This window comes from Methylobacterium durans (assembly GCF_003173715.1).
Lineage (GTDB): Bacteria > Pseudomonadota > Alphaproteobacteria > Rhizobiales > Beijerinckiaceae > Methylobacterium > Methylobacterium durans.
Genome location: NZ_CP029550.1, coordinates 4,160,157 through 4,179,077, shown reverse-complemented (window position 1 = coordinate 4,179,077; position 18,921 = coordinate 4,160,157). Strand labels below are relative to the sequence as shown.

Sequence of the window (18,921 nt, the reverse complement as noted above, 5' to 3'; positions counted from 1 at the left end):
GCGGTTTCCCGCGGGGACGACTCGCTCCCGCCACTATCGCATCCGCGGCCCGGTTGCCAGTCGCCGCGAGCCGAGGCCCCGCCCGTTCCATGCCGTCTCGCCCGGACTTCCACGCCAGAGCGCCGTTCGGAGTGTTCGGCCCGTGACCACGCCCACGCCCTGGTGGTCGCCGCAGGTACACGCCGATCGGCGCCCGCTCCTGATCCTGCGCAACCGCATCGCCGCCCGCATGCGGGCGCATTTCGCGGCACTCGACTTCGTCGAGGTCGAGGCGGCGGCGCTTCAGGTCTCGCCGGGCAACGAGGCGCATCTCTCCGCCTTCGCCACCGAGGTGATCGGGCCGGACGGGATGCGCAGACCCCTCTACCTCCACACCTCGCCCGAATTCGCCTGCAAGAAGCTCCTCGCCGCGGGCGAGCCGCGCCTGTTCAGCCTCGCCCGCGTATTCCGCAATCGGGAACGGGGCGCGCTCCACCATCCCGAGTTCACGATGCTCGAATGGTATCGCGCGAGCGAGAGCTATACGGTGCTGATGGCCGATTGCGCGGAGCTCCTGGCGCTCGCCGCCGAGGCGGCGGGCGCGCGCCGCCTCGCCTTCCGCGGGCGGGAGACCGATCCGCAGGCCGATTTCGAGCGGCTGACGCTCGCCGAAGCCTTCGCCCGGCACGCCGGGATCGATCTCCTCGCGACGATCGGCTTCGACGGCTCGCCGGACAGGGAACGCCTCGCCGCGAGCGTTGCTGCCGCGGGCCTCCGGGTCGCCGAAGACGACACCTGGGCCGACCTGTTCAGCCGCGTCCTGGTGGCGCGGATCGAGCCCAATCTCGGCCTCGGCCGCCCGACCATCCTGTGCGAGTACCCGGTCAGCGAGGCGGCGCTCGCGAAGCCCTGCTCCCGCGACCCCAGGGTGGCCGAGCGCTTCGAGCTCTACGCCTGCGGGGTCGAGCTCGCCAACGCCTTCGGCGAGCTGACCGACCCGGACGAGCAGCGCCGCCGCTTCGAGGTCGAAATGGCCGAGAAGGCGCGGATCTACGGTGAGACCTACCCGATCGACGAGGATTTCCTCGCCGCGCTCGCCGCGATGCCGGAGGCGAGCGGCATCGCCCTCGGCTTCGACCGGCTCGTGATGCTGGCGACCGGCGCCCCGCGGATCGACGACGTGATCTGGACGCCCGTCGCGGAGGCCGGACCGTGACCCGCCCGCTGCGAAACCCCGACGATCTCGCGGGCGCCGGCCTGATCCGGGCCGAGGATCTCCCGGCCCTCCGGGCGGTCGCCGCCCGTTACGCGGTCGCGGTGACGCCGGACATGGCCGAGCTGATCGACGCGGCCGACCCCGCCGACCCGATGGCGCGCCAGTTCCTGCCACGGCCCGAGGAGATCGAGACCCTGCCCGAGGAGCGGGCCGACCCGATCGGCGACGGCGCGCACGCGCCGGTGCCCGGCCTCGTCCACCGCTATCCCGACCGGGTGCTCCTGAAGCCGCTTCACGTCTGCCCGGTCTATTGCCGCTTCTGCTTCCGCCGCGAGATGGTGGGGCCGGACGGACTCGGGACCTTGAGCGAGGCGGAGCTCGCCGCGGCCTACGCCTACATCGCGGCGCAACCCGATATCTGGGAGGTGGTGCTCACGGGCGGCGATCCCTTCGCCCTCTCGGCCCGTCGCCTCGGCGCCATCGCGCAGGCGCTCGCCGCGATCCCGCATGTCAGGGTCCTGCGCGTCCACACGCGGGTGCCGTTCGTCGCGCCGGACCTCGTCAGCGAGGACCTTGTCGCGGCGCTCAGGCGCTTTCCGGGCGCGGTCTTCGTGGCGCTTCACGCCAACCACCCGCGCGAGTTCACGCCGGCCGGCCGGGCCGCGGTCGCGCGGATCGTGGATGCCGGCATCCCCATGGTGAGCCAGAGCGTGCTGCTGCGGGGCGTCAACGACGACGCCGCGACGCTGGAGCGGCTGATGCGCAGCTTCGTCGAGAACCGCATCAAGCCCTACTATCTCCACCACGGCGACCTCGCCCCGGGGACGGGCCACCTCCGCACGGGGATCGCCGAGGGGCAGGCGCTGATGCAGGCGCTGCGCGGGCGGCTCTCCGGCCTCGCCCAGCCCCTCTACGTCCTCGACATCCCGGGCGGACACGGCAAGGTCCCGGCCGGGAGCGCCTACCTGCGCGAGACCCGGGACGGCTACCGCGTCACCGACCCGGCGGGCGCGGAACACGATTACCCGCCCGGACCTGCGGACGCGTGATCGTCCGGCCGTGACGGCGCGCGATGCGCGACGCCGCGAGCAGGGCGTTTTGCACGTGTCACTGTGGTTTCCAGAATGATTCCAAGTCGGCTTCATCGATGAGGCAACGTTTTCGGCCATTGCGCCCAGTGGTCGTTGTCTGAACAGGCAAGTACAATGCCGGTACGTTTCTCGACCGTTCCGGCCGGTTGCGCGCTTTCCTATGGCTCGATTCTTGGCGCGAGCGTATTGCAGGGGACGGATCGCAGGCCCACACGTTTCGGTCGCCTCTTATCGCGTCGCGGTTCGATCCTCCGGCGCTCGCGCCGCGGAAGACGCCGCATCCTCATCGTCCCGGTCGACCCTCGCCTGCATCACGCATGGAGTCTGGTCATGAGCGACGATCTGATGCGCCGTGCCACGGCGGAATTCTTCGGCACCTTCTGGCTCACCTTCGGCGGCTGCGGCGCCGCCGTCCTGTCCGCCGCGTTCCCGGGCCTCGGGATCGGCTTCCTCGGGGTGGCCTTCGCCTTCGGCTTCACGGTCCTGACCATGGCCTACGCGGTCGGTCACATCTCGGGCGGCCATTTCAACCCGGCCGTCACCCTCGGCCTCTGGTCGGCCGGGCGCTGCGCCAACCACCACGTCGTTCCCTACATCATCGCGCAGGTCGTCGGCGCCATCATCGCGGCGGGCGTGCTCTACGCCATCGCCTCGGGCAAGCCGGGCTGGATCCCGGAGGGCTTCGCCTCGAACGGCTACGGCGATCTCAGTCCCGGCAAATACGGGCTCGTGGCCTGCGTCGCGACGGAGGTGCTCGCGACCTTCTTCTTCCTGTTCATCATCATCGGCACGACCTCGAAGGGCGCGGCGGTGGGCTTCGCCGGCATCCCGATCGGCCTGACGCTGGTGCTGATCCACCTGATCTCGATCCCCGTCACCAACACCTCGGTGAACCCGGCCCGCAGCACCGGTCCCGCGCTCTTCGCGGGCGAGCCCTACGTGATGCAGCTCTGGCTGTTCTGGCTCGCCCCGATCGCGGGCGCGATCCTCGCCGGGATCGTGGCGCGCTGGCTCTACGAGCCGGCCGACATCGTCGACACGGTGATCGTCGAGAAGCGGGCGGTGGCCTGAACTCCGCGGCGCCCCGCCCCCGCGGGCGGGGCTTGCGCGCGGGCCGCGCAGGGTCGATGTCCCCTCGTCGCCGGCCGACCCGGTTCGGCGGAGACGGGAGGGATACGGCATGCGCAGGCTCTGGGGCCGGGCCAACTCGGTCAACGTCCAGAAGGTTCTCTGGGGCCTCGACGAACTCGAGTTGCCCTACGAGCGGCTCGATGCGGGCGGCGCCCACGGCATCGTCAACGATGCCGCCTACCGGGCCCTCAACCCGAACGGTCTCGTGCCGACCCTTCAGGAGGACGGCTTCGTCCTGTGGGAATCGAACGCGATCCTGCGCTATCTCGCCGAAGCCCATGGCGGCCCGCTCACGCTGCCGGGCGACGCCCGCGCCCGGGCGCGGATCGCCCAGTGGCTCGACTGGCAGGCGACGAGCTTCACGCCGGCCATGCGCGACGCATTCCTCCAGACCTTTCGCGTCGCGGAAGCCGAGCGGGACGGGGCCGCGATTTCGGCCTCCCTCCTCCGCACGGAGCGCCACGCTGAGACTCTCGACCGGCATCTCGCGGGTCAGGCCTTCGTCGCCGGGGAGCATTTCAGCATCGCCGACATCGCCGTCGGCTGCGCGGCGCATCGCTGGCTGCACCTGCCCCACGCGCGAGTCGAGCGTCCGGCCCTGTCCCGGTGGTACGCGGGGATCGCGGCCCGCCCCGGCGCCGCTCAGGTGATCGCCGAGCCGATCTGCTGATCCCCGGCGCGGCTTGCCGGAACCCGTGCGCGACCCACCTTGGGCGGAGGCCGAACCCCTCGGCATGGAGATCTCTGGCATGCCGATCGACACGACCCTGCGGGATGCCCTGTCGGCCGTCACGACGGCGAGCCTCGCGCGGGCCCTGATGCGCCGGGGACTCGGCGCCTGCGTGCCGCGCGGCCTGCGCCGGCGCACGGGCGGCACGCGCGCGGTCGGCGCCGCCGTGACGATGCGCCTGATCCCGGCCCGCGACGAGGCGGGCCCCTCGTTGGCCGAGGCTGTCGAAGCCGTCCCGGAGGGCGCCGTGGTCGTGATCGATGCGGGAGGTGCCGGCAGCGCCCTCCCCTTCGGCGCGATCCTGGCCGAGCGCCTCCTGCGCCGCGGTGCAGCCGGACTCGTCGTCTCGGGCGCGCTGCCGGTCGGCGGCAGCCTGCCCGTCTGGGATTGCGGCGAGGCACCGGCGCTCGCGGCCCCCGGCCTCGTCCTCGCCGGCACGAACGAGCCGATCGGCTGCGCCGGCGCGGCGGTCCATCCGGGCGACATCGTGGTCGGCGACGGCCACGGCGTTGCCGTCGTGCCGCCGACGATCGCGGAGGTCGTCGCCTTCGAGGCGGTCGAGCAGCAGCGCCTCGACCTCTGGATCCTGCGCGCCGTCGAGAATGGCGGCAGCCTCGCGGGCCTGCTGCCGCCGGACGAGGCCGCCCTCGCCCGCTTCAGGGCCGAGACGGAGAACCGCTGAGCGCCCGCCGAAGCCATCCGAGATCATCCGCCAGAGGCCCGTCCGGACGATGTTCTTCCCGCTTTCGAAGGTGATCTTCTTCGTCCTGACGCCGTCGAACTTCCTGATCTTCGTCGGATGGCTCGGGCTCGTTCTTCTCGTGGCGACGCGCTGGCGGCGCACCGGCGCGGGTCTCGCCGGCTTCGGCCTCGGCGGCCTCGCACTCGCCGGGCTCTCGCCCCTGCCCTTCCTGGCGCTCGCGCCCCTCGAGCAGCGCTTCCCGGCCTTCGCCGAGGACGGCGCCCCGCCCACCGGCATCATCGTCCTCGGCGGCGGCGTCGATTCCGGATTGTCCGAGGCGCGCCGCCAGATCGTCGTGAACGACGCGGGTGAGCGTCCGATCTACCTCGCCGACCTCGCCCGCCGTTTCCCGAGCGCGCGGCTCGTTTTCTCGGGTGGCAGCGGCAGCCTCAGCCAGGGCCTCTCCGAGGCCGAGATCGTCGGCCGCATGGGCGACGTGCTGGGCGCTCCGCGCTCACGCCTGATCCTGGAGCACCGCTCCCGCAACACCCGCGAGAACGCGCTCTTCACCGCCGATCTCGTCAAGCCGAAGCCCGGCGAGCGCTGGCTCCTCGTCACCTCCGCCTGGCACATGCCCCGGTCGATCGGCTGCTTCCGGCAGGCGGGTTTCGAGGTCACCGCCTTCCCGGTCGACTACCGGACGCGCGGCTTCGCCGACGCGTTCCGCTTCAACAGCTTCGCCTCGGACGGCCTCCTCCATCTCGACCTCGCGGTGAAGGAGTGGATCGGCCTTCTCGCCTACAGGCTCGCCGGCTACACCTCGGACGCGTTCCCGGCACCGTCGCCCGAACTGGTCCCCGAAGCCGCGCCCGAAGCGTCGCCCGGGGCGGCTGCCAGCCGGTAGATGCCGCGGAAATCGTCCGGGTCCGGCACCGGTCGTCCCTTGCGCAGGATCACGACCTGTCCGGATTTCGTGAGCCGCACCGCGACGCGCCGCACCGGCTGCATCAGCGGGCCCCAGCCGTCCGGGTGCGGGCCGCCGAGGGCCCGAGCGACCTCGGAGGGACAGATCGTCTTGCCCGCCCCACGCTCGGCGACGAGCCGCAGCATGGTCTCGGCGATCGCCTCTTCGCTCGCGCGGGCCGGGCGGATCGGGTCCGGAGGGTTCGTCATGGATTCGGCTCCCTGACCTTCAGCGGGTGCTCCGAGAGCAGCGCGGCCCGGATCTCGGAGACGAACTGGCGCCGCCACATCACCAGGACGACCGCGGTCGTCGTCAGCATCAGGATGATCGGGCTCACGAACCAGCCCAGATAGGCGAGCGCGAAGAAGAAGGCCCGCTGGCCCCGCGCGAAGTGATTGCCGGCCGCGATGTTCATCGCGGCGGCCCGGCGGGCTGCGCGCAGCATCTGGGCCTCCGAGGCGCCGCTGCCCTTGGGGGGCACCGCGCCGATCAGGATGGCGCCGTAATTGAACAGCCTGTAGGCCCAGGCGAACTTGAAGAACGCGTAGACGAACACGACAGCGAGCCCCGCCACCTTGATCTCCCAGGTGGTGCGCGTCGTGATCGCGCCGAACGGCAGCGTTCCGAACAGGCTCAGCACCTCGTCGCCGGAGCGCGAGAGCGTGAGGACGCCGCCGAGCGCGATCAGCGAGGTCGAGGCGAAGAAGGCGGTGCCGTTCTGCAGCGAGGCGTTGATGGTGGTGTCCACCACGCGGTTCTCGCGCACGATCATCTGCCGCGCCCAGGACTCGCGCTGCGCGTTCATGATCTGGCTGAGGCTCACGAGCCGCCCGCGCATCCGCCCGACCGAGAGGCCGTAGCCGACCCAGGCAATGACGAAAAAGATCAGCGCGGCGAGATCGAGGTGCGAGAAGGCGGCGTCGGTGGGAAGGTTGGTCATGCGGTCGGGGGTCGGGCGGAGCGCCGCCGCTCGCTAGCCCGGCGGCAGGTCACCTGTCGAGGGGGTGGGCCGCGCGAGCGGTCGGACGCGGGAAGTGCGCCGGGCGTCAGGCGCCGCGGATCTCGAAATCCGGAAACGTCTCGGATCCGGGCTGCTCCGTCACCGCGACCGCGTCGACCCGCGCGCCACGCGGGCCCGCCTCGCAGGCCTTCAGCATCGCGCCGATTGCGTCGGCAGGGCCCGAGAAGGTGGCGATGACCGCCCCGTCGTCGCGGTTGCGCACATGGCCGGTCAGCCCGTGCAGCTGCGCCTGATGCTGCGTCCAGACGCGGTAGCCGACGCCCTGCACGCGGCCGGTGATCACGACGTCGACGGTTCTGGTCTCGCTCAAGCGCGACTCCCGTGTTTGCGCAGGCCCCTTGGCGGCACCCTCGTGTTCAGGCCGGGGAGGTATCACGCGGGAGCGCGGATGAGAACGCCGTCCCGAACAGGGGGCGAGCAGGCCGGTCATGCCGGCGCCAGGGCCCGCAGGCGCGCCCGGCGGGAGCGCCAGACGGCGAAGCCGGAGGCGAACAGGAGGAGGGGCGCGAAGCCCGCCGCGAACACGAGGAGGCGCCCGGGCAGGCCGGCCACGGAGCCGTTGTGCAGCCAGATCTGAAGCGCCTGATAGCGGTTCCCGTTCGACATCGCGCCCCAGCTCCGGTCCTCGACGATGCGCCCGCTCCAGGGATCGAGCCAGAGCACCCCGTCGCTGCGGAAGGCGGGGTCGACGCCCGGGGGCGCGAGGAAGACGCGCCAGGAATTGCGGCTGCCGGAGGGCGGGTTGATCCGCGTGACCGCAGCCTCGGGATGGGCCGACCGGACCGCCGCCAGGATCGCGTCCGCGCCGAGCCGCGGGGCATCCGAGGCGGGCAGGTTCGGCGACGGCAGGGCCGTGACCGGCGAGAACGCGCCGACGACCGGCCGCATCAGACCCGGGAAGATGTGGCCGATCCCCGTCACGGCGACGACGACGAGCACGGCGCAGGCCCAGAAGCCTGCGGCACCGTGGAGATCGAGCCAGAAGCGCTGGCGCGACACGCCGCGCCGCAGGGTGACGGAGCGACGGAAGCGGCCCGGCCTCGGCCACCACAGCCAGAGGCCGCTCAAGCAGGACAGCAGCAGCCCGATCCCGGCCACGCCCACCGCCTCCTTGCCCCACCAGTCGCGCAGCAGCAGCGTGTGGTGCAGCCGGTAGACGAGGTGGGCGAAGGCGGTCCCCGTGTCCCGCCGGCCGAGCACGCGGCCGTCCGACGGGTCGATCATCGTCGTCCAGGTCCGGCGGTCGGGGTGCGCGTGAACGATCACCCAGACCGGCCAGACGCAGTCCGGCGGCGCGATCTGGCTCACGGGCTCGCGGTCGGCCTGCGCGGCGGCGGCGAGCGCCTCCGATGGGCCGATCCGCCGCTCCGGCGAGGCCGGCCGGTAGAGGGCCGGATTCAGCGCCGCGTCGATCTCCCGGTAGAAGACGTTGAGGCTCCCCGTCAGACCGATCAGCACCAGCAGCGCGCCCCCGCCGAGGCCGAACCAGCGGTGCAGGCGCTTCCAGGCCGCGCGGAGCCGCCCCCGCGGCGATTCCCGCCCCGTCACCGGCCCGCTTCCGCCCTCGGATCCGCGGCGGGGTGCGCGACCAGCCCGTGAATCAACGTGCGATTGCTAATGGTGGATTTCATTTCAACCAAGCATCTGTGCATTTCTTGAAATACTTCTAAAGACGACGCGAAATAGAAATAGATCTTCATCCAGAACAAGGTTGATGCAATAAGTCTATTCCGTCAAGACTTCTAAATTTATAGTTGTATCATGCACAGATCGAACGATATTCACCGCGCGGCGCGCGTCGCGTTGCTGTGGCTTGCCGCCGGCTGCACGGCCGCCGGGGCCGCTCCGGGCGCCGAAGGTCCGGCACAGGCATCCGTGACGCTGGAGGAACTCGACGTGACCGCGAGCCCGCTCGCCACCGTTCGCGTCCCGGCGGCGGCGCGCATCTATGCCGGCAGCCGCGGCGAGGCGACCCGGACGGATCTTGAGGCCGCCGGCGCCAAGAACATCACGGACGCGCTGCGCCTGATCCCCGGCGTGCAGACGCCGATCCCGAACGGGCCCGCCACGGGTGACTTCGCGCAGAGCGTCGGCATCCGCGGCCTCGCCTCGCGGCTCGGCGGCTACGCAACCGTGCTCCTCGACGGCGTGCCGCTCTCCAGCGCGCCCTATCTGCAGCCCGAACTGTCCCTGGCGCCGGTCTCGTTCGGCATGCTGGAGCGGATCGACGTGATCAAGGGTGGCGCCGCCGTGCGCTACGGGCCGCAGAACGTCGGCGGCGTCATCAACTACGTGACCTGGCCGATCCCGAGGGATTTCGGCGGGCAGATACGATTGCGGGGCAATCTCAACGGCTCGGACCCGGCCGGCGGATTCCTCAACGGCCAGTCGGACATCGTGATCGGCGGCTCTAACGGCGAGGGCAGCGGCCTCGCGCTGCTTTACTCGGGCAACCACGGCCCCTCCTTCCGGCCGCGATCGAACCAGGACATCGACGACGTGATGCTCAAGTACCGGGTCCAGCTGACGCCGGAGAGCTACGTCGACGGGCGCGTGCACGGCTACAGCGCCTCGGCGGAGCTGCCCGGACCCCTCGATCAGGCGGCCTACCGGCGCAACCCCTACGGCTCGACCAACGCGTATCAATCCTACGACGGCAGCCGCATCGAGGGCGTGGCCCGCTACGTCAACGAGTTCGACGGCACCAAGTACTTCGAGACGACCGTGTTCGATCTCAGCAGCCACCGCAGCTTCGCGCTCTCGAACCGGAACCGCGACAGCCTCGCGACGCAGTTCGACGTCACGCCGCGCAACTACAACACGTTCGGCGTCGAGCCGCGCTTCGGCCTCCGCTCGGACCCGTTCGGCGTCCCGCAGGAGACCTCGATCGGCTACCGCTACATCCGCGAGGATGCAGACGAGAAGCGGCTTCGGCGCAGCTTCCGCGCCGGCTCCTACCCGTTCCTGTACAGGCCCGTGCCGAACCGCGACTCGGTCGGCGCGACAGAAGCCCACGCCTTCTACCTCGACGACAAGCTGACCTTCGGCGCCCTGACGGTGATGCCGGGCATCCGCGTCGAGGACGTCACGATCGGGCGGGCGAACAACCTGAACGGGTTCCGGGCGGAGGAGCACTACACCGTGCCGCTGCCCTCGCTGCGCCTCGGCTACACGGCGAGCCCCGACCTGTTCCTCTACGGCAATGTCGGGCGCTCGTTCGGCTCGCTCAATTTCTTGCAGCTCCCGCTCAGCCGCAGCGACCAGAAGCTCGCCCCCGAGATCGCCACGACCGCCGAGATCGGTGCCCGCACCACGCTCGGCGGCCTCACCGCCGAGATCGCATGGTTCCGCCTGAGCTTCGACAACCAGATCGAGTTCGACGCGATCCGCAGCGACTACGTCAATGTCGGCCGCACGCTCCACCGCGGCGTCGAGATGGGCCTGCGCTACGATTTCGCCAGCCTCGACACGGCGCTCTCGGGCCTCAGCGCCTACGCCACCTACGCCTACACCCGCGCGACGATCCAGGAAGGCGCTTTCGCGGGCAACGACCTGCGCCTGTATTCCCGGCACACGGGTACGGTCGGGGCGGGCTACGCCACCGGGCCCTGGAGCTTCGACTGGTTCGGCTACGCGCAGTCGGACCAGTTCGCCGACGAGGCCAACACCGTGCCCCCCTCCGCGGACGGGCGCTTCGGCCGCATCCCAGGATGGGTAATCTGGAACGCCCGCGCCACCTACGCGGTCACGCCCGCATCCCGCCTCAGCCTCGGCGTGGCGAACGTCTTCGACAGGCGCACCTTCACCCGCGCCAGCGCGGAGGACAATGGCGGCATCTTCGCGGGCCCGCCGCGCACCCTGTACGTGGAGCTGCGCACCCGCTTCTAGCGGTGCGGCCTCAGCCGGGCCCGCGCAGCCACGCGCGCATCTCCTTCCGGTAGGCGGCGGGCAGTTGCGCCGCCTCGCCGGCCCGCAGCACCGCCTCCAGGTAGCCGGGGCGGGGGACGCCCGGCGCGGTCGAGCGCCCGAGATAGATCAGCGCCCGCTTGACGCCGCCCTCGGTCGCGATCGGCTGCGACGCCTTCGCGTAGAGGCCGCCCGCGACGCCCTCGTAGCGGTCGAGAGCGGGGATGTCGGCGAGGGCGAGGTCCCAGAGCACGCCCCAGACGGTGCGGGCGGGGTCCCGCACCACGGAGGCGTAGCCTTCCCGCATCACGATGAAGCGGTGCCGGTGGAGGCGGCCCTGCCCCACCAGCCGCGAGGCGGGGCAGCGCAGCGCCATCGCGGCGGCGTCCATGTTGGCGCCGTAGGCGAAGTAGAGCGGCAAGGGACCGCCCGGTCGCTCAGGCGAATTCCAGGATCACGGCATCGACCGCGAGGCTGTCGCCCTCCTTGGCGTGGATCTTCGAGACCGTGGCGTCGCGCTCGGCGCGCAGCACGTTCTCCATCTTCATCGCCTCGACGATGGCGAGCGGCTCGCCGTTCTTCACCTCCTGGCCGTCCTTGACCAGGATCTGCTTCACGAGGCCCGGCATCGGGCAGAGCACCTGCTTGCCCGAGCCCGCCTGCTCCTTCACCGGCATCAGCGCGGCGAGCTCCGCCTCGCGCTTCGTGAAGACGCGGGCCTCGGCCGCCGCGCCCGCGTGCTGGAGCGCGACCCCGTTGAGGAGGCCGCGCACCTGGATCGCGACGCGCTCTCCGCCGATCGTTCCGGTCCAGACCGGCTCGCCCGGCCGCCAGGTGCTCGCCACGGCGAGCGGCGTGCCGTCGGCCTCCGTCACGACGAGGTCCTCGCCGTCCGAATCGACGGTGACGGGGTAGGATTCGCCGGCCAGGATCACGACGCGGTCCCGCTCGAAATGCAGGAGGCCGGGGTCGCGCATCTGGCCCGAGATGCCGCGCTTACGCTGGTTGAGCTTGTGGTCGATGGCGGCTGCCGCCGCGGCCATGTGCCGGGCGATCTCGCCCCGCGGCTCCGGCGCCGCGAAACCCTCGGGGAATTCCTCCGCGATGAAGCCCGTCGAGAGCCGGCCCTCGCGCCAGCGCGGATGCGCCATCAGCGCGGAGAGGAACGGGATGTTGTGGCGGATGCCATCGATCGCGAAGGCGTCGAGCGCCTCTCCCTGCGCCTCGATCGCCTCCGCCCGGGTCGGCGCCCAGGTCACGAGCTTGGCGATCATCGGGTCGTAGTGGATCGCGATCTCGCCGCCCTCCTCGACGCCCGTGTCGTTGCGCACGATCGCGGTGCCCCGGCGTCCCTCCTCCGGCGGCTGGTAGGTGGTCAGCCGGCCGATCGAGGGCAGGAAGTTGCGGGTCGGGTCCTCCGCGTAGACGCGGCTCTCGACGGCCCAGCCGTCGAGCTTCACGTCGGATTGCGTGAGCGGCAGCCTCTCGCCCGCCGCGACCCGGATCATCAGCTCCACGAGGTCGAGGCCGGTGATCATCTCGGTGACCGGATGCTCCACCTGCAGGCGGGTGTTCATCTCCAGGAAGTAGAAGGACTTGTCCTGGCCCGCCACGAACTCGACGGTGCCGGCCGAATCGTAGTTCACGGCCTTCGCGAGCGCGACGGCCTGCTCGCCCATCTTCCGCCGGGTCTCCTCGTCGAGGAGCGGGGACGGGGCCTCCTCGATCACCTTCTGATTGCGGCGCTGGATCGAGCACTCGCGCTCGCCCAGGTAGATGACGTTGCCGTGCTTGTCGCCGATCACCTGGATCTCGATGTGGCGCGGATCGGTGATGAATTTCTCGACGAACACCCGGTCGTCGCCGAAGGAGGAGGCCGCCTCGGATTTCGCGCGGGCAAATCCCTCCGCGACCTCCGCCGCCGAATGGGCGATGCGCATGCCCTTGCCGCCGCCGCCGGCGGAGGCCTTGATCATCACGGGGTAGCCGATCTCGTCGGCGATCGTCACGGCGTGCTCGGGGGAATCGATGACGCCGAGGAAGCCCGGCACGGTCGAGACCTTGGCGGCGGAGGCCGCCTTCTTGGACTCGATTTTGTCGCCCATCGCCGCGATGGCGCCGGGATTGGGCCCGATGAAGACGATGCCGGCCTCGGCGAGCGCCTTCGGGAAGGCCTCCCGCTCGGACAGGAAGCCGTAGCCCGGATGCACCGCCTGTGCGCCGGTCTGCTTGCAGGCGTCGATGATGCGCTCGATCAGGAGGTAGGACTGGGCCGCCGGCGCCGGGCCGATATGGACGGCCTCGTCCGCCATCGCGACATGCACCGCGTCCCGGTCGGCATCCGAGTAGACCGCGACGGTCTTGATGCCCATCCGGCGGGCCGTCTTGATGATGCGGCAGGCGATCTCGCCGCGGTTCGCGATCAGAATTTTCTCGAACATCGAATACCGTATTCAGTTCAAAGGAACTCGGCGGCGAAACCGGCGCCCAAGCTTCGCCCCCGTTAAAGCACTTGCGCGCGTTCTGGAAGGCGACCTTCGTCGGTGGGGACAGGTTTCGCGCGGGCGCGCACCCGGGACGGCCCCGGCTGCCGCCTCAGGCGGCGCGGACGTCGCCCGTCTCGGCGGGCGCGACCTTCATGGCCCAGGCGGCGACCACGCTGTCGCGTCCCCGAGCCTTGGCCTCGTAGAGGGCTGCATCGGCGCACTGCAGGAGCCCCTCCGCCACGGATGCATCGCCCTCGGCGGGTGCGAGCGCGATTCCGACGCTCACCGTCACGGAGCGGCCGTCGGAGAAGCCCGGATGGGGCAGCGCGAGGGCGGCGACGTCGGAGCGGATCCGCTTGGCGATCGTCGCGCGGCCGGGTGCCGGGCACGACGGCGACGAATTCCTCGCCGCCGTAGCGGGCCGCGAGCGCGCCGTCCGGCATCGTCGCACGGATCGCCGCAGCCACGGCGACGAGGCAGCGGTCGCCCGCGGCGTGGCCGGCGCTGTCGTTGAAGCGCTTGAAGTGGTCCACGTCGATCAGGATGGCGCCGATCGTGCCCGATCGTGCCGCCTGCTCGGCCCAGTCCCGGGCGAGGCGGCCCTGGAAGGCGCGGCGGTTCGGCAGGCCGGTGAGCCCGTCCGTGTCCGCCAGGACCGCGAGCCGCGCGTTCGCGGCGGCGAGCGCCTCTGTCAGGATCCGTTTGCGCAGGCTCAGAAGGTAGGCATGTGCGAGGACGGTGTTCATCGCCTGCCGGGCTGGCACGAGGCAGCCGATCACGAAGGTGAAGAAGGTCGTCTCAAGGATCGGCACCTTGGCGTCGACATTCGGGTTCATCAGCCCGAACATCAGGAACAGGCCGATGACGACGACTGTCCCGGCGATCGACCAGACCCGCTCGATCGGGAAGACGACGATCGCGGTCGACGTCGCGAACAGGCCGCCCATGAGGTAGCGCTCGTGCAGCGCGCCGCCTCCGGCGCTGCCGAGGAGCTCCGCCACGAGCATCATGGCGGCGACGGTCAGCGGCAGGGTCACCCCCTCGATCCAGGACGCCCTCGGCCGCACCCAGATCCAGGCCAGGACGGCGTAGAAGACCGGGATGAAGACGCTGCGCAGGGCCAGGGAGACGCCCAGGAGCGGCGGGTGCATCACGTAGTCGATCAGGCAGGTGACGGCGCTGAAGACCGAAACCCAGAGCAGCCAGAACCGGATGGTGCGGCTGCGGTGGCGCCAGCTCGCGGCGCGGTAGATCTCCCGGAGCCGCCCCGTCAGGCTGATGTCGCGGACACGGCACGCCAGGACGGCGTCGAGTTCGGCGAGGAGCTTCTCGCGTCCCGCCGCGTCGAGACCGTCGAGGGCCACGTAGCGGGACGAGCGGCGTTCCACCTGCCCTTGCTCGTCCGCCTTCCGTGAGACGCGTCTGGCCATCCCTGCCCGCCCGATTGCCACGGCGGCGAGTATCCGATCTTCGGCCGGCCATTCCGTTACGATCGGCGCGCTCTCACGCGGGGGAAGACGGCGGATCGGCGAACATTTTTGCTGAAGGGCGCGTCTTACGCGGCCGATGACAGCACTATCTGTCCAATCCTCGGGTCGGGCGACCGCTCACGCATAGAATGGCTCAGGCCGCGAGGCGGGTCTCGACGTCGACCCCTTCCGCCACGCGCCTGTTGGCGGCGAGCGCGAAGGCGATCAGCGTCTCGTCGCTCGCCTGGGCCTCGCGCACGATCTCGACCGCGATGCGGGCGCCGGTCGCCGTCGGACCGCGCCCGTTGCCGATCGAGGCGGCGAGCCAGCGCGCCGTCTCCGCGTTGATGTAGCCGGTCGGCCGTTCGCCCCAGACGGCGAAGTCGACGATCGCGGCGACGAGGAAATCGGCGAAGGCCGGGTTCGAGACCGGCACAGCGCGGTCGAGGGCGATCAGGAGGTCGGCCTCGTCGCGGACCGTGATGCCGTCCGGCAGAAGCTCGTCGCCGAGCACCGACAGGTCGGCGGTCGTGATGCGTCCGGCGGCGGCAATACGGTTACAGAAATCCTGCAGCGAAGCGTTGATCATCTCTTGATGCTCCCCCGGCTTTTGCTTGAGCCGGTCTTTGAACCTGTCTGAAATCGACTATGCGGGAGCGGATCGACTTCGCGGTTAACGGGCAAGTCTGAACTGGCGTTCAGGTTAAAGCGTGCTCACGAAGCAGCCTTTCGCGAATCTTGCCGGCGCGCGTTCCTCGTAGCTCGCGCCGACCGTTCCATGCCACAGTCGACCCGCGTCCGGCAGCGACGCGTCGCGAGCGGTTTGCCGGGAACGGCCGCCGGGAGGATCCGCGTGAGCACCCTGTACATGAGCCATCCGGCGGCCCTCGACCACGCGATTCCTGAGGGGCATCCCGAGCGGCCGGACCGGATCCGTGCCATCGAGCGGGCGCTCGAGGACGAGCGCTTCGCCGGCCTCGTGCGCGGCCTCGCCCCGAAGGCGGAGCCCGAGGTCGCGACCCTCGTCCATCCGGCCGCCTACGTGGAGGCGATCGTGGCGGCCTCGCCCGCGAGTGGCTACGTCCAGATCGATTCCGACACGCTGATGTCGCCGGGCACCCTGGAGGCGGCGCTCCGCGCCGTCGGCGGCGCGGTGCACGCGGTCGACGCGGTGATGGCGGGCGAGTGCGCCAACGCCTTCGTGGCCATGCGCCCGCCGGGCCACCACGCCGAGCGCGCCACCGCGATGGGCTTCTGCCTGTTCAACCACGCGGCGATCGCGGCGCGCCACGCGCAGAGGGCGCACGGCGCCGAGCGCGTCGCGATCGTCGATTGGGACGTGCACCACGGCAACGGCAGCCAGGACATCTTCTGGGACGATGCCAGCGTCATGTACGCCTCGACGCACCAGATGCCGCTGTTTCCGGGCACCGGCGCGGCCTCGGAACGGGGCACGCGGGACACGATCGTGAACGTGCCGCTGCGCCCCAACGACGACGGCGCGGTGTTCCGCGAGGCGTTCGAGGCGGGCATCCTGCCGCGGCTGGAGGCGTTCCGGCCGGACATCCTCATCATCTCGGCGGGCTTCGACGCCCACCGGCTCGACCCGCTCGCGAACCTGCGCCTCGACGATGCCGATTTCGCCTGGGCGACGCGCAAGCTGATGGACCTCGCCGACCGCCACGCGGGCGGCCGGATCGTCTCGGTGCTGGAGGGCGGTTACAGCCTGGAAGGTCTGGCGCGCTCGGCCGCCGCGCATGTGGACGCGCTGCTCGGGCGCTGACCCGCTGGAGCATGTCCCGTGATCATCGGATCACGGGACATGCTCCAGCTCATTGATAAGGCCGCCTTTTCTTTCGCGGAACCGGCAACCACCCCCGCGGAAAATGCTCTAGCCGTCCAGCGGCTCCTCACCGAGCATCTCGATTCCGAAACCCGACAGGCCGACATAGGCGCGCGACGACGCGGACAGGTTGCGGATCGAGACCACGCCGAGGTCGCGCAGGATCTGGGCGCCGAGCCCCACCTCGCGCCACTGGCGCACGCGCTGCGCCTCCGTCCCCTCCTCCGCGAAGCGCGAGAGCGGCACGCCCGCCGTGCCGTCGCGCAGGTAGACGAGGACGCCCCGTCCCTCGCGGGCGAAGCGGGCCATCACGCTCTCGATCAGCTTGCCACCCTCGATCACGTCGGCGACGACGTTCGAGCGGTGGAGCCGCACCAGAAGGTCGCGCCCGTCGCCGATGCGCCCGTGCACGAAGGCGAATTGCTGGATCGACTCGAAGGGCGTGGTGTAGGCGTAGCCCGTCATCTCGCCGAACTCGGTCCGGACGGGGAAGCTCCCCACCCGCTCGACCAGCTTGTCGCGGGCCTGCCGGTAGGCGATCAGGTCGGCCACCGAGACGCGCTTGAGGGCGTGGCGCTCGGCGAAATCCTCGATCTGCGGCCCCTTCATCACGGTACCGTCGTCGTTGGCGAGCTCGCAGATCACGCCGACAGGCGGCAGGTCGGCGAGCCGGCAGAGATCGACCGCCGCCTCCGTATGGCCGGAGCGCATCAGCACGCCGCCGTCCCGGGCGATGAGCGGGAAGACGTGGCCCGGCCGAACGAAATCCGAGGCGCCCATGTTGCCGTTGGCGAGCGCCCGCACGGTGTTGCAGCGCTGCTCGGCCGAGATGCCGGTGGTGAGGCCGTGCTTCACGTCCACCGTGACGGTGAAGGCGGTGCCCAGCGGCGCGTCGTTCGAGGCCACCATCGGGTCGAGGCGCAGGCGGCGCGCCTCCCCTTGCGTGATGGGCGCGCAGACGATGCCGCAGGTGTTGCGGATGATGAAGGCCATCTTCTCCGGCGTACAGAGGGAGGCCGCGACGACGAGGTCGCCCTCGTTCTCGCGGTCGTCATCGTCGGTGACGACGACGATCTCGCCGCGGCTGAACGCCTCAATGGCTTCGGTGACGCTGGTATGGGGCACGAACAAGCTCTTCTCTCAAACGGGCGGCTCAGCGGCGCTCGCCGGTCTCGCCGCCCACCTGCCCCCGGTGGCGCAGGTAGTGATCGGCCAGGACGCAGGCCATCATCGCCTCAGCCACCGGCACGGCGCGGATGCCGACGCAGGGGTCGTGGCGGCCCTTGGTGACGAGGTCGATGTCGCGGTTGTCGCGGGTCACCGAGCGGCGCGGCGTGAGGATGGACGAGGTTGGCTTCACGGCGAAGCGGCAGACGATCGGCTGGCCGGACGAGATGCCGCCGAGGATGCCGCCCGCGTGGTTGGCGAGGAAGGTCGGGCGGCCGTCGTTCGAGGCGCGCATCTCGTCGGCATTCTCCTCGCCCCGCAGGGCCGCAGAGGCGAAGCCGTCCCCGATCTCGACGCCCTTGACCGCGTTGATCGACATCATGGCCGCGGCAAGGTCCGCGTCGAGCTTGCCGTAGACGGGCGCGCCGAGGCCCGCGGGCACGCCCTCGGCCACCACCTCGATCACCGCCCCGACCGACGAGCCGTCCTTGCGGATGCCGTCGAGATAGGTCTCGTAGGCCGCGGCGGCCTTCGGATCGGGGCAGAAGAACGGGTTGCGGGCGACCTCCTCCCAGTCCCAGTTCCCCCGGTCGATCGCGTGCGGGCCCATCTGCACGAGGGCGGCGCGGATCACCACGCCGCCGGGCAGCACCTTGCGGGCGATGGCCCCGGCCGCGACCCGCGCCGCGGTCTCGCGGGCCGAGGAGCGCCCGCCGCCGCGATAGTCGCGGATGCCGTACTTGGCGTCGTAGGTATAGTCGGCGTGACCCGGCCGGTAGCCGTCGCGAATCTCCGAATAATCCTTCGAGCGCTGGTCGGTGTTCTCGATCATCAGGGCGATCGGCGTGCCCGTGGTGAGCTGGCGCCCGCCGGTTCGGTCGTCGGCGAAAACGCCGGACAGGATCTTGACCTGATCGGGCTCCCGCCGCTGCGTGGTGAAGCGGGACTGGCCGGGCTTGCGCCGGTCGAGCTCGGCCTGGATCTCCGCAGCCTCCAGCGGCAGGCCGGGCGGGCAGCCGTCCACCACGCAGCCGAGGGCGACCCCGTGGCTCTCGCCGAAGGTGGTGACGCGGAAGAGATGGCCGAACGTGTTGTGGGACATGGCTCGCCCGCTCTAGCGCGGGATCGCGCGGCCCACAAATCCGATCGGAAGACGGGCCGCCCTGCTCCGGATGCGTACCGGGAACCCGAGCGGACACGCCCGCGCCGATCGGCGAAACCGTCTCTCGACGTCCG

General features: G+C 70.9%; 18 protein-coding genes. 8 read left to right on the top strand and 10 right to left on the bottom strand.

The features are described from left to right. The first annotated feature begins 142 nt into the window (after positions 1-142). The 6 genes from epmA to DK389_RS19130 all read left to right on the top strand — a co-directional run bounded on the left by epmA (position 143) and on the right by DK389_RS19130 (position 5,733). Positions 143-1,195, top strand: coding sequence for an EF-P lysine aminoacylase EpmA (gene epmA / locus DK389_RS19155; RefSeq protein WP_109891907.1), 1,053 nt, complete (start codon positions 143-145; stop codon positions 1,193-1,195). Further along, entirely contained in the window at positions 1,192-2,244 is a 1,053-nt protein-coding gene (locus DK389_RS19150) for a lysine-2,3-aminomutase-like protein (protein WP_109891905.1), read from the top strand. The genes epmA and DK389_RS19150 overlap by 4 nt, the downstream gene beginning before the upstream one ends. A 372-nt stretch (positions 2,245-2,616) precedes the next feature. Further along, positions 2,617-3,357, top strand: coding sequence for an aquaporin Z (gene aqpZ, locus DK389_RS19145; protein ID WP_109891903.1), 741 nt, complete (start codon positions 2,617-2,619; stop codon positions 3,355-3,357). Between the two features lie 109 nt (positions 3,358-3,466). Next, positions 3,467-4,087, top strand: coding sequence for a glutathione S-transferase family protein (locus tag DK389_RS19140; protein ID WP_109891901.1), 621 nt, complete (start codon positions 3,467-3,469; stop codon positions 4,085-4,087). 79 nt (positions 4,088-4,166) lie between these two features. Then, the gene (locus DK389_RS19135; RefSeq protein ID WP_109896588.1) at positions 4,167-4,829 is read left to right on the top strand and encodes an RraA family protein; all 663 of its coding nucleotides are present in this window, start codon (positions 4,167-4,169) and stop codon (positions 4,827-4,829) included. A gap of 49 nt (positions 4,830-4,878) precedes the next feature. Continuing rightward, positions 4,879-5,733: a YdcF family protein gene (locus tag DK389_RS19130; RefSeq protein ID WP_109891899.1), complete on the top strand. Its 855-nt coding sequence runs from the start codon at positions 4,879-4,881 to the stop codon at positions 5,731-5,733. On the opposite strand, the gene DK389_RS19125 is transcribed toward DK389_RS19130, so the two are convergent. The 4 genes from DK389_RS19125 to DK389_RS19110 form a co-directional block, all read right to left on the bottom strand. Then, positions 5,643-6,002 carry a DUF3253 domain-containing protein gene (locus DK389_RS19125; RefSeq protein WP_109891897.1) on the bottom strand — a complete coding sequence of 120 codons (360 nt, stop codon included), beginning with the start codon at positions 6,000-6,002 and terminating at the stop codon, positions 5,643-5,645. The two genes, DK389_RS19130 and DK389_RS19125, sit on opposite strands and share 91 nt — an antisense overlap. Then, positions 5,999-6,733: a DUF599 domain-containing protein gene (locus DK389_RS19120; RefSeq protein WP_109891895.1), complete on the bottom strand. Its 735-nt coding sequence runs from the start codon at positions 6,731-6,733 to the stop codon at positions 5,999-6,001. Before DK389_RS19120 ends, DK389_RS19125 begins: the two co-directional genes overlap by 4 nt. 106 nt (positions 6,734-6,839) lie before the next feature. Continuing rightward, the gene (locus DK389_RS19115) at positions 6,840-7,124 is read right to left on the bottom strand and encodes an acylphosphatase (RefSeq protein ID WP_109891893.1); all 285 of its coding nucleotides are present in this window, start codon (positions 7,122-7,124) and stop codon (positions 6,840-6,842) included. A 116-nt stretch (positions 7,125-7,240) separates the two neighbouring features. Continuing rightward, positions 7,241-8,362, bottom strand: a complete 1,122-nt coding sequence (locus DK389_RS19110; protein WP_109891891.1) for a PepSY-associated TM helix domain-containing protein — start codon at positions 8,360-8,362, stop codon at positions 7,241-7,243. A gap of 255 nt (positions 8,363-8,617) precedes the next feature. Here DK389_RS19110 and DK389_RS19105 point away from each other — a divergent pair, with 255 nt between their 5' ends. After that, on the top strand, positions 8,618-10,702 hold the full coding sequence (locus tag DK389_RS19105) for a TonB-dependent receptor family protein (protein ID WP_162560721.1): 2,085 nt from the start codon (positions 8,618-8,620) through the stop codon (positions 10,700-10,702). A 10-nt stretch (positions 10,703-10,712) separates the two neighbouring features. On the opposite strand, the gene DK389_RS19100 is transcribed toward DK389_RS19105, so the two are convergent. The 4 genes from DK389_RS19100 to DK389_RS19085 all read right to left on the bottom strand — a co-directional run bounded on the left by DK389_RS19100 (position 10,713) and on the right by DK389_RS19085 (position 15,264). Continuing rightward, positions 10,713-11,141 (bottom strand): gamma-glutamylcyclotransferase family protein, encoded by a 429-nt coding sequence (locus DK389_RS19100; RefSeq protein ID WP_109891887.1) that lies wholly within the window; start codon positions 11,139-11,141, stop codon positions 10,713-10,715. A gap of 16 nt (positions 11,142-11,157) precedes the next feature. Then, on the bottom strand, positions 11,158-13,161 hold the full coding sequence (locus DK389_RS19095; RefSeq protein ID WP_109891885.1) for an acetyl-CoA carboxylase biotin carboxylase subunit: 2,004 nt from the start codon (positions 13,159-13,161) through the stop codon (positions 11,158-11,160). Positions 13,162-13,223: 62 nt separating this feature from the next. Continuing rightward, entirely contained in the window at positions 13,224-14,594 is a 1,371-nt protein-coding gene (locus DK389_RS35680) for a diguanylate cyclase domain-containing protein (protein WP_418291952.1), read from the bottom strand. A gap of 235 nt (positions 14,595-14,829) precedes the next feature. Continuing rightward, complete coding sequence (locus tag DK389_RS19085; protein WP_109891883.1) at positions 14,830-15,264, bottom strand: hypothetical protein; 435 nt, start codon at positions 15,262-15,264, stop codon at positions 14,830-14,832. A 264-nt stretch (positions 15,265-15,528) separates the two neighbouring features. Between DK389_RS19085 and DK389_RS19080 the strand changes: the two genes are divergently transcribed. Next, on the top strand, positions 15,529-16,458 hold the full coding sequence (locus DK389_RS19080; protein ID WP_109891881.1) for a histone deacetylase family protein: 930 nt from the start codon (positions 15,529-15,531) through the stop codon (positions 16,456-16,458). A 108-nt stretch (positions 16,459-16,566) separates the two neighbouring features. Here DK389_RS19080 and ribB read toward each other — a convergent pair whose 3' ends face one another. Continuing rightward, positions 16,567-17,643: a 3,4-dihydroxy-2-butanone-4-phosphate synthase gene (gene ribB, locus DK389_RS19075; RefSeq protein ID WP_109896586.1), complete on the bottom strand. Its 1,077-nt coding sequence runs from the start codon at positions 17,641-17,643 to the stop codon at positions 16,567-16,569. Between the two features lie 28 nt (positions 17,644-17,671). Continuing rightward, positions 17,672-18,787, bottom strand: coding sequence for a chorismate synthase (aroC, locus tag DK389_RS19070; RefSeq protein ID WP_109891879.1), 1,116 nt, complete (start codon positions 18,785-18,787; stop codon positions 17,672-17,674). Positions 18,788-18,921: the final 134 nt, after the last annotated feature.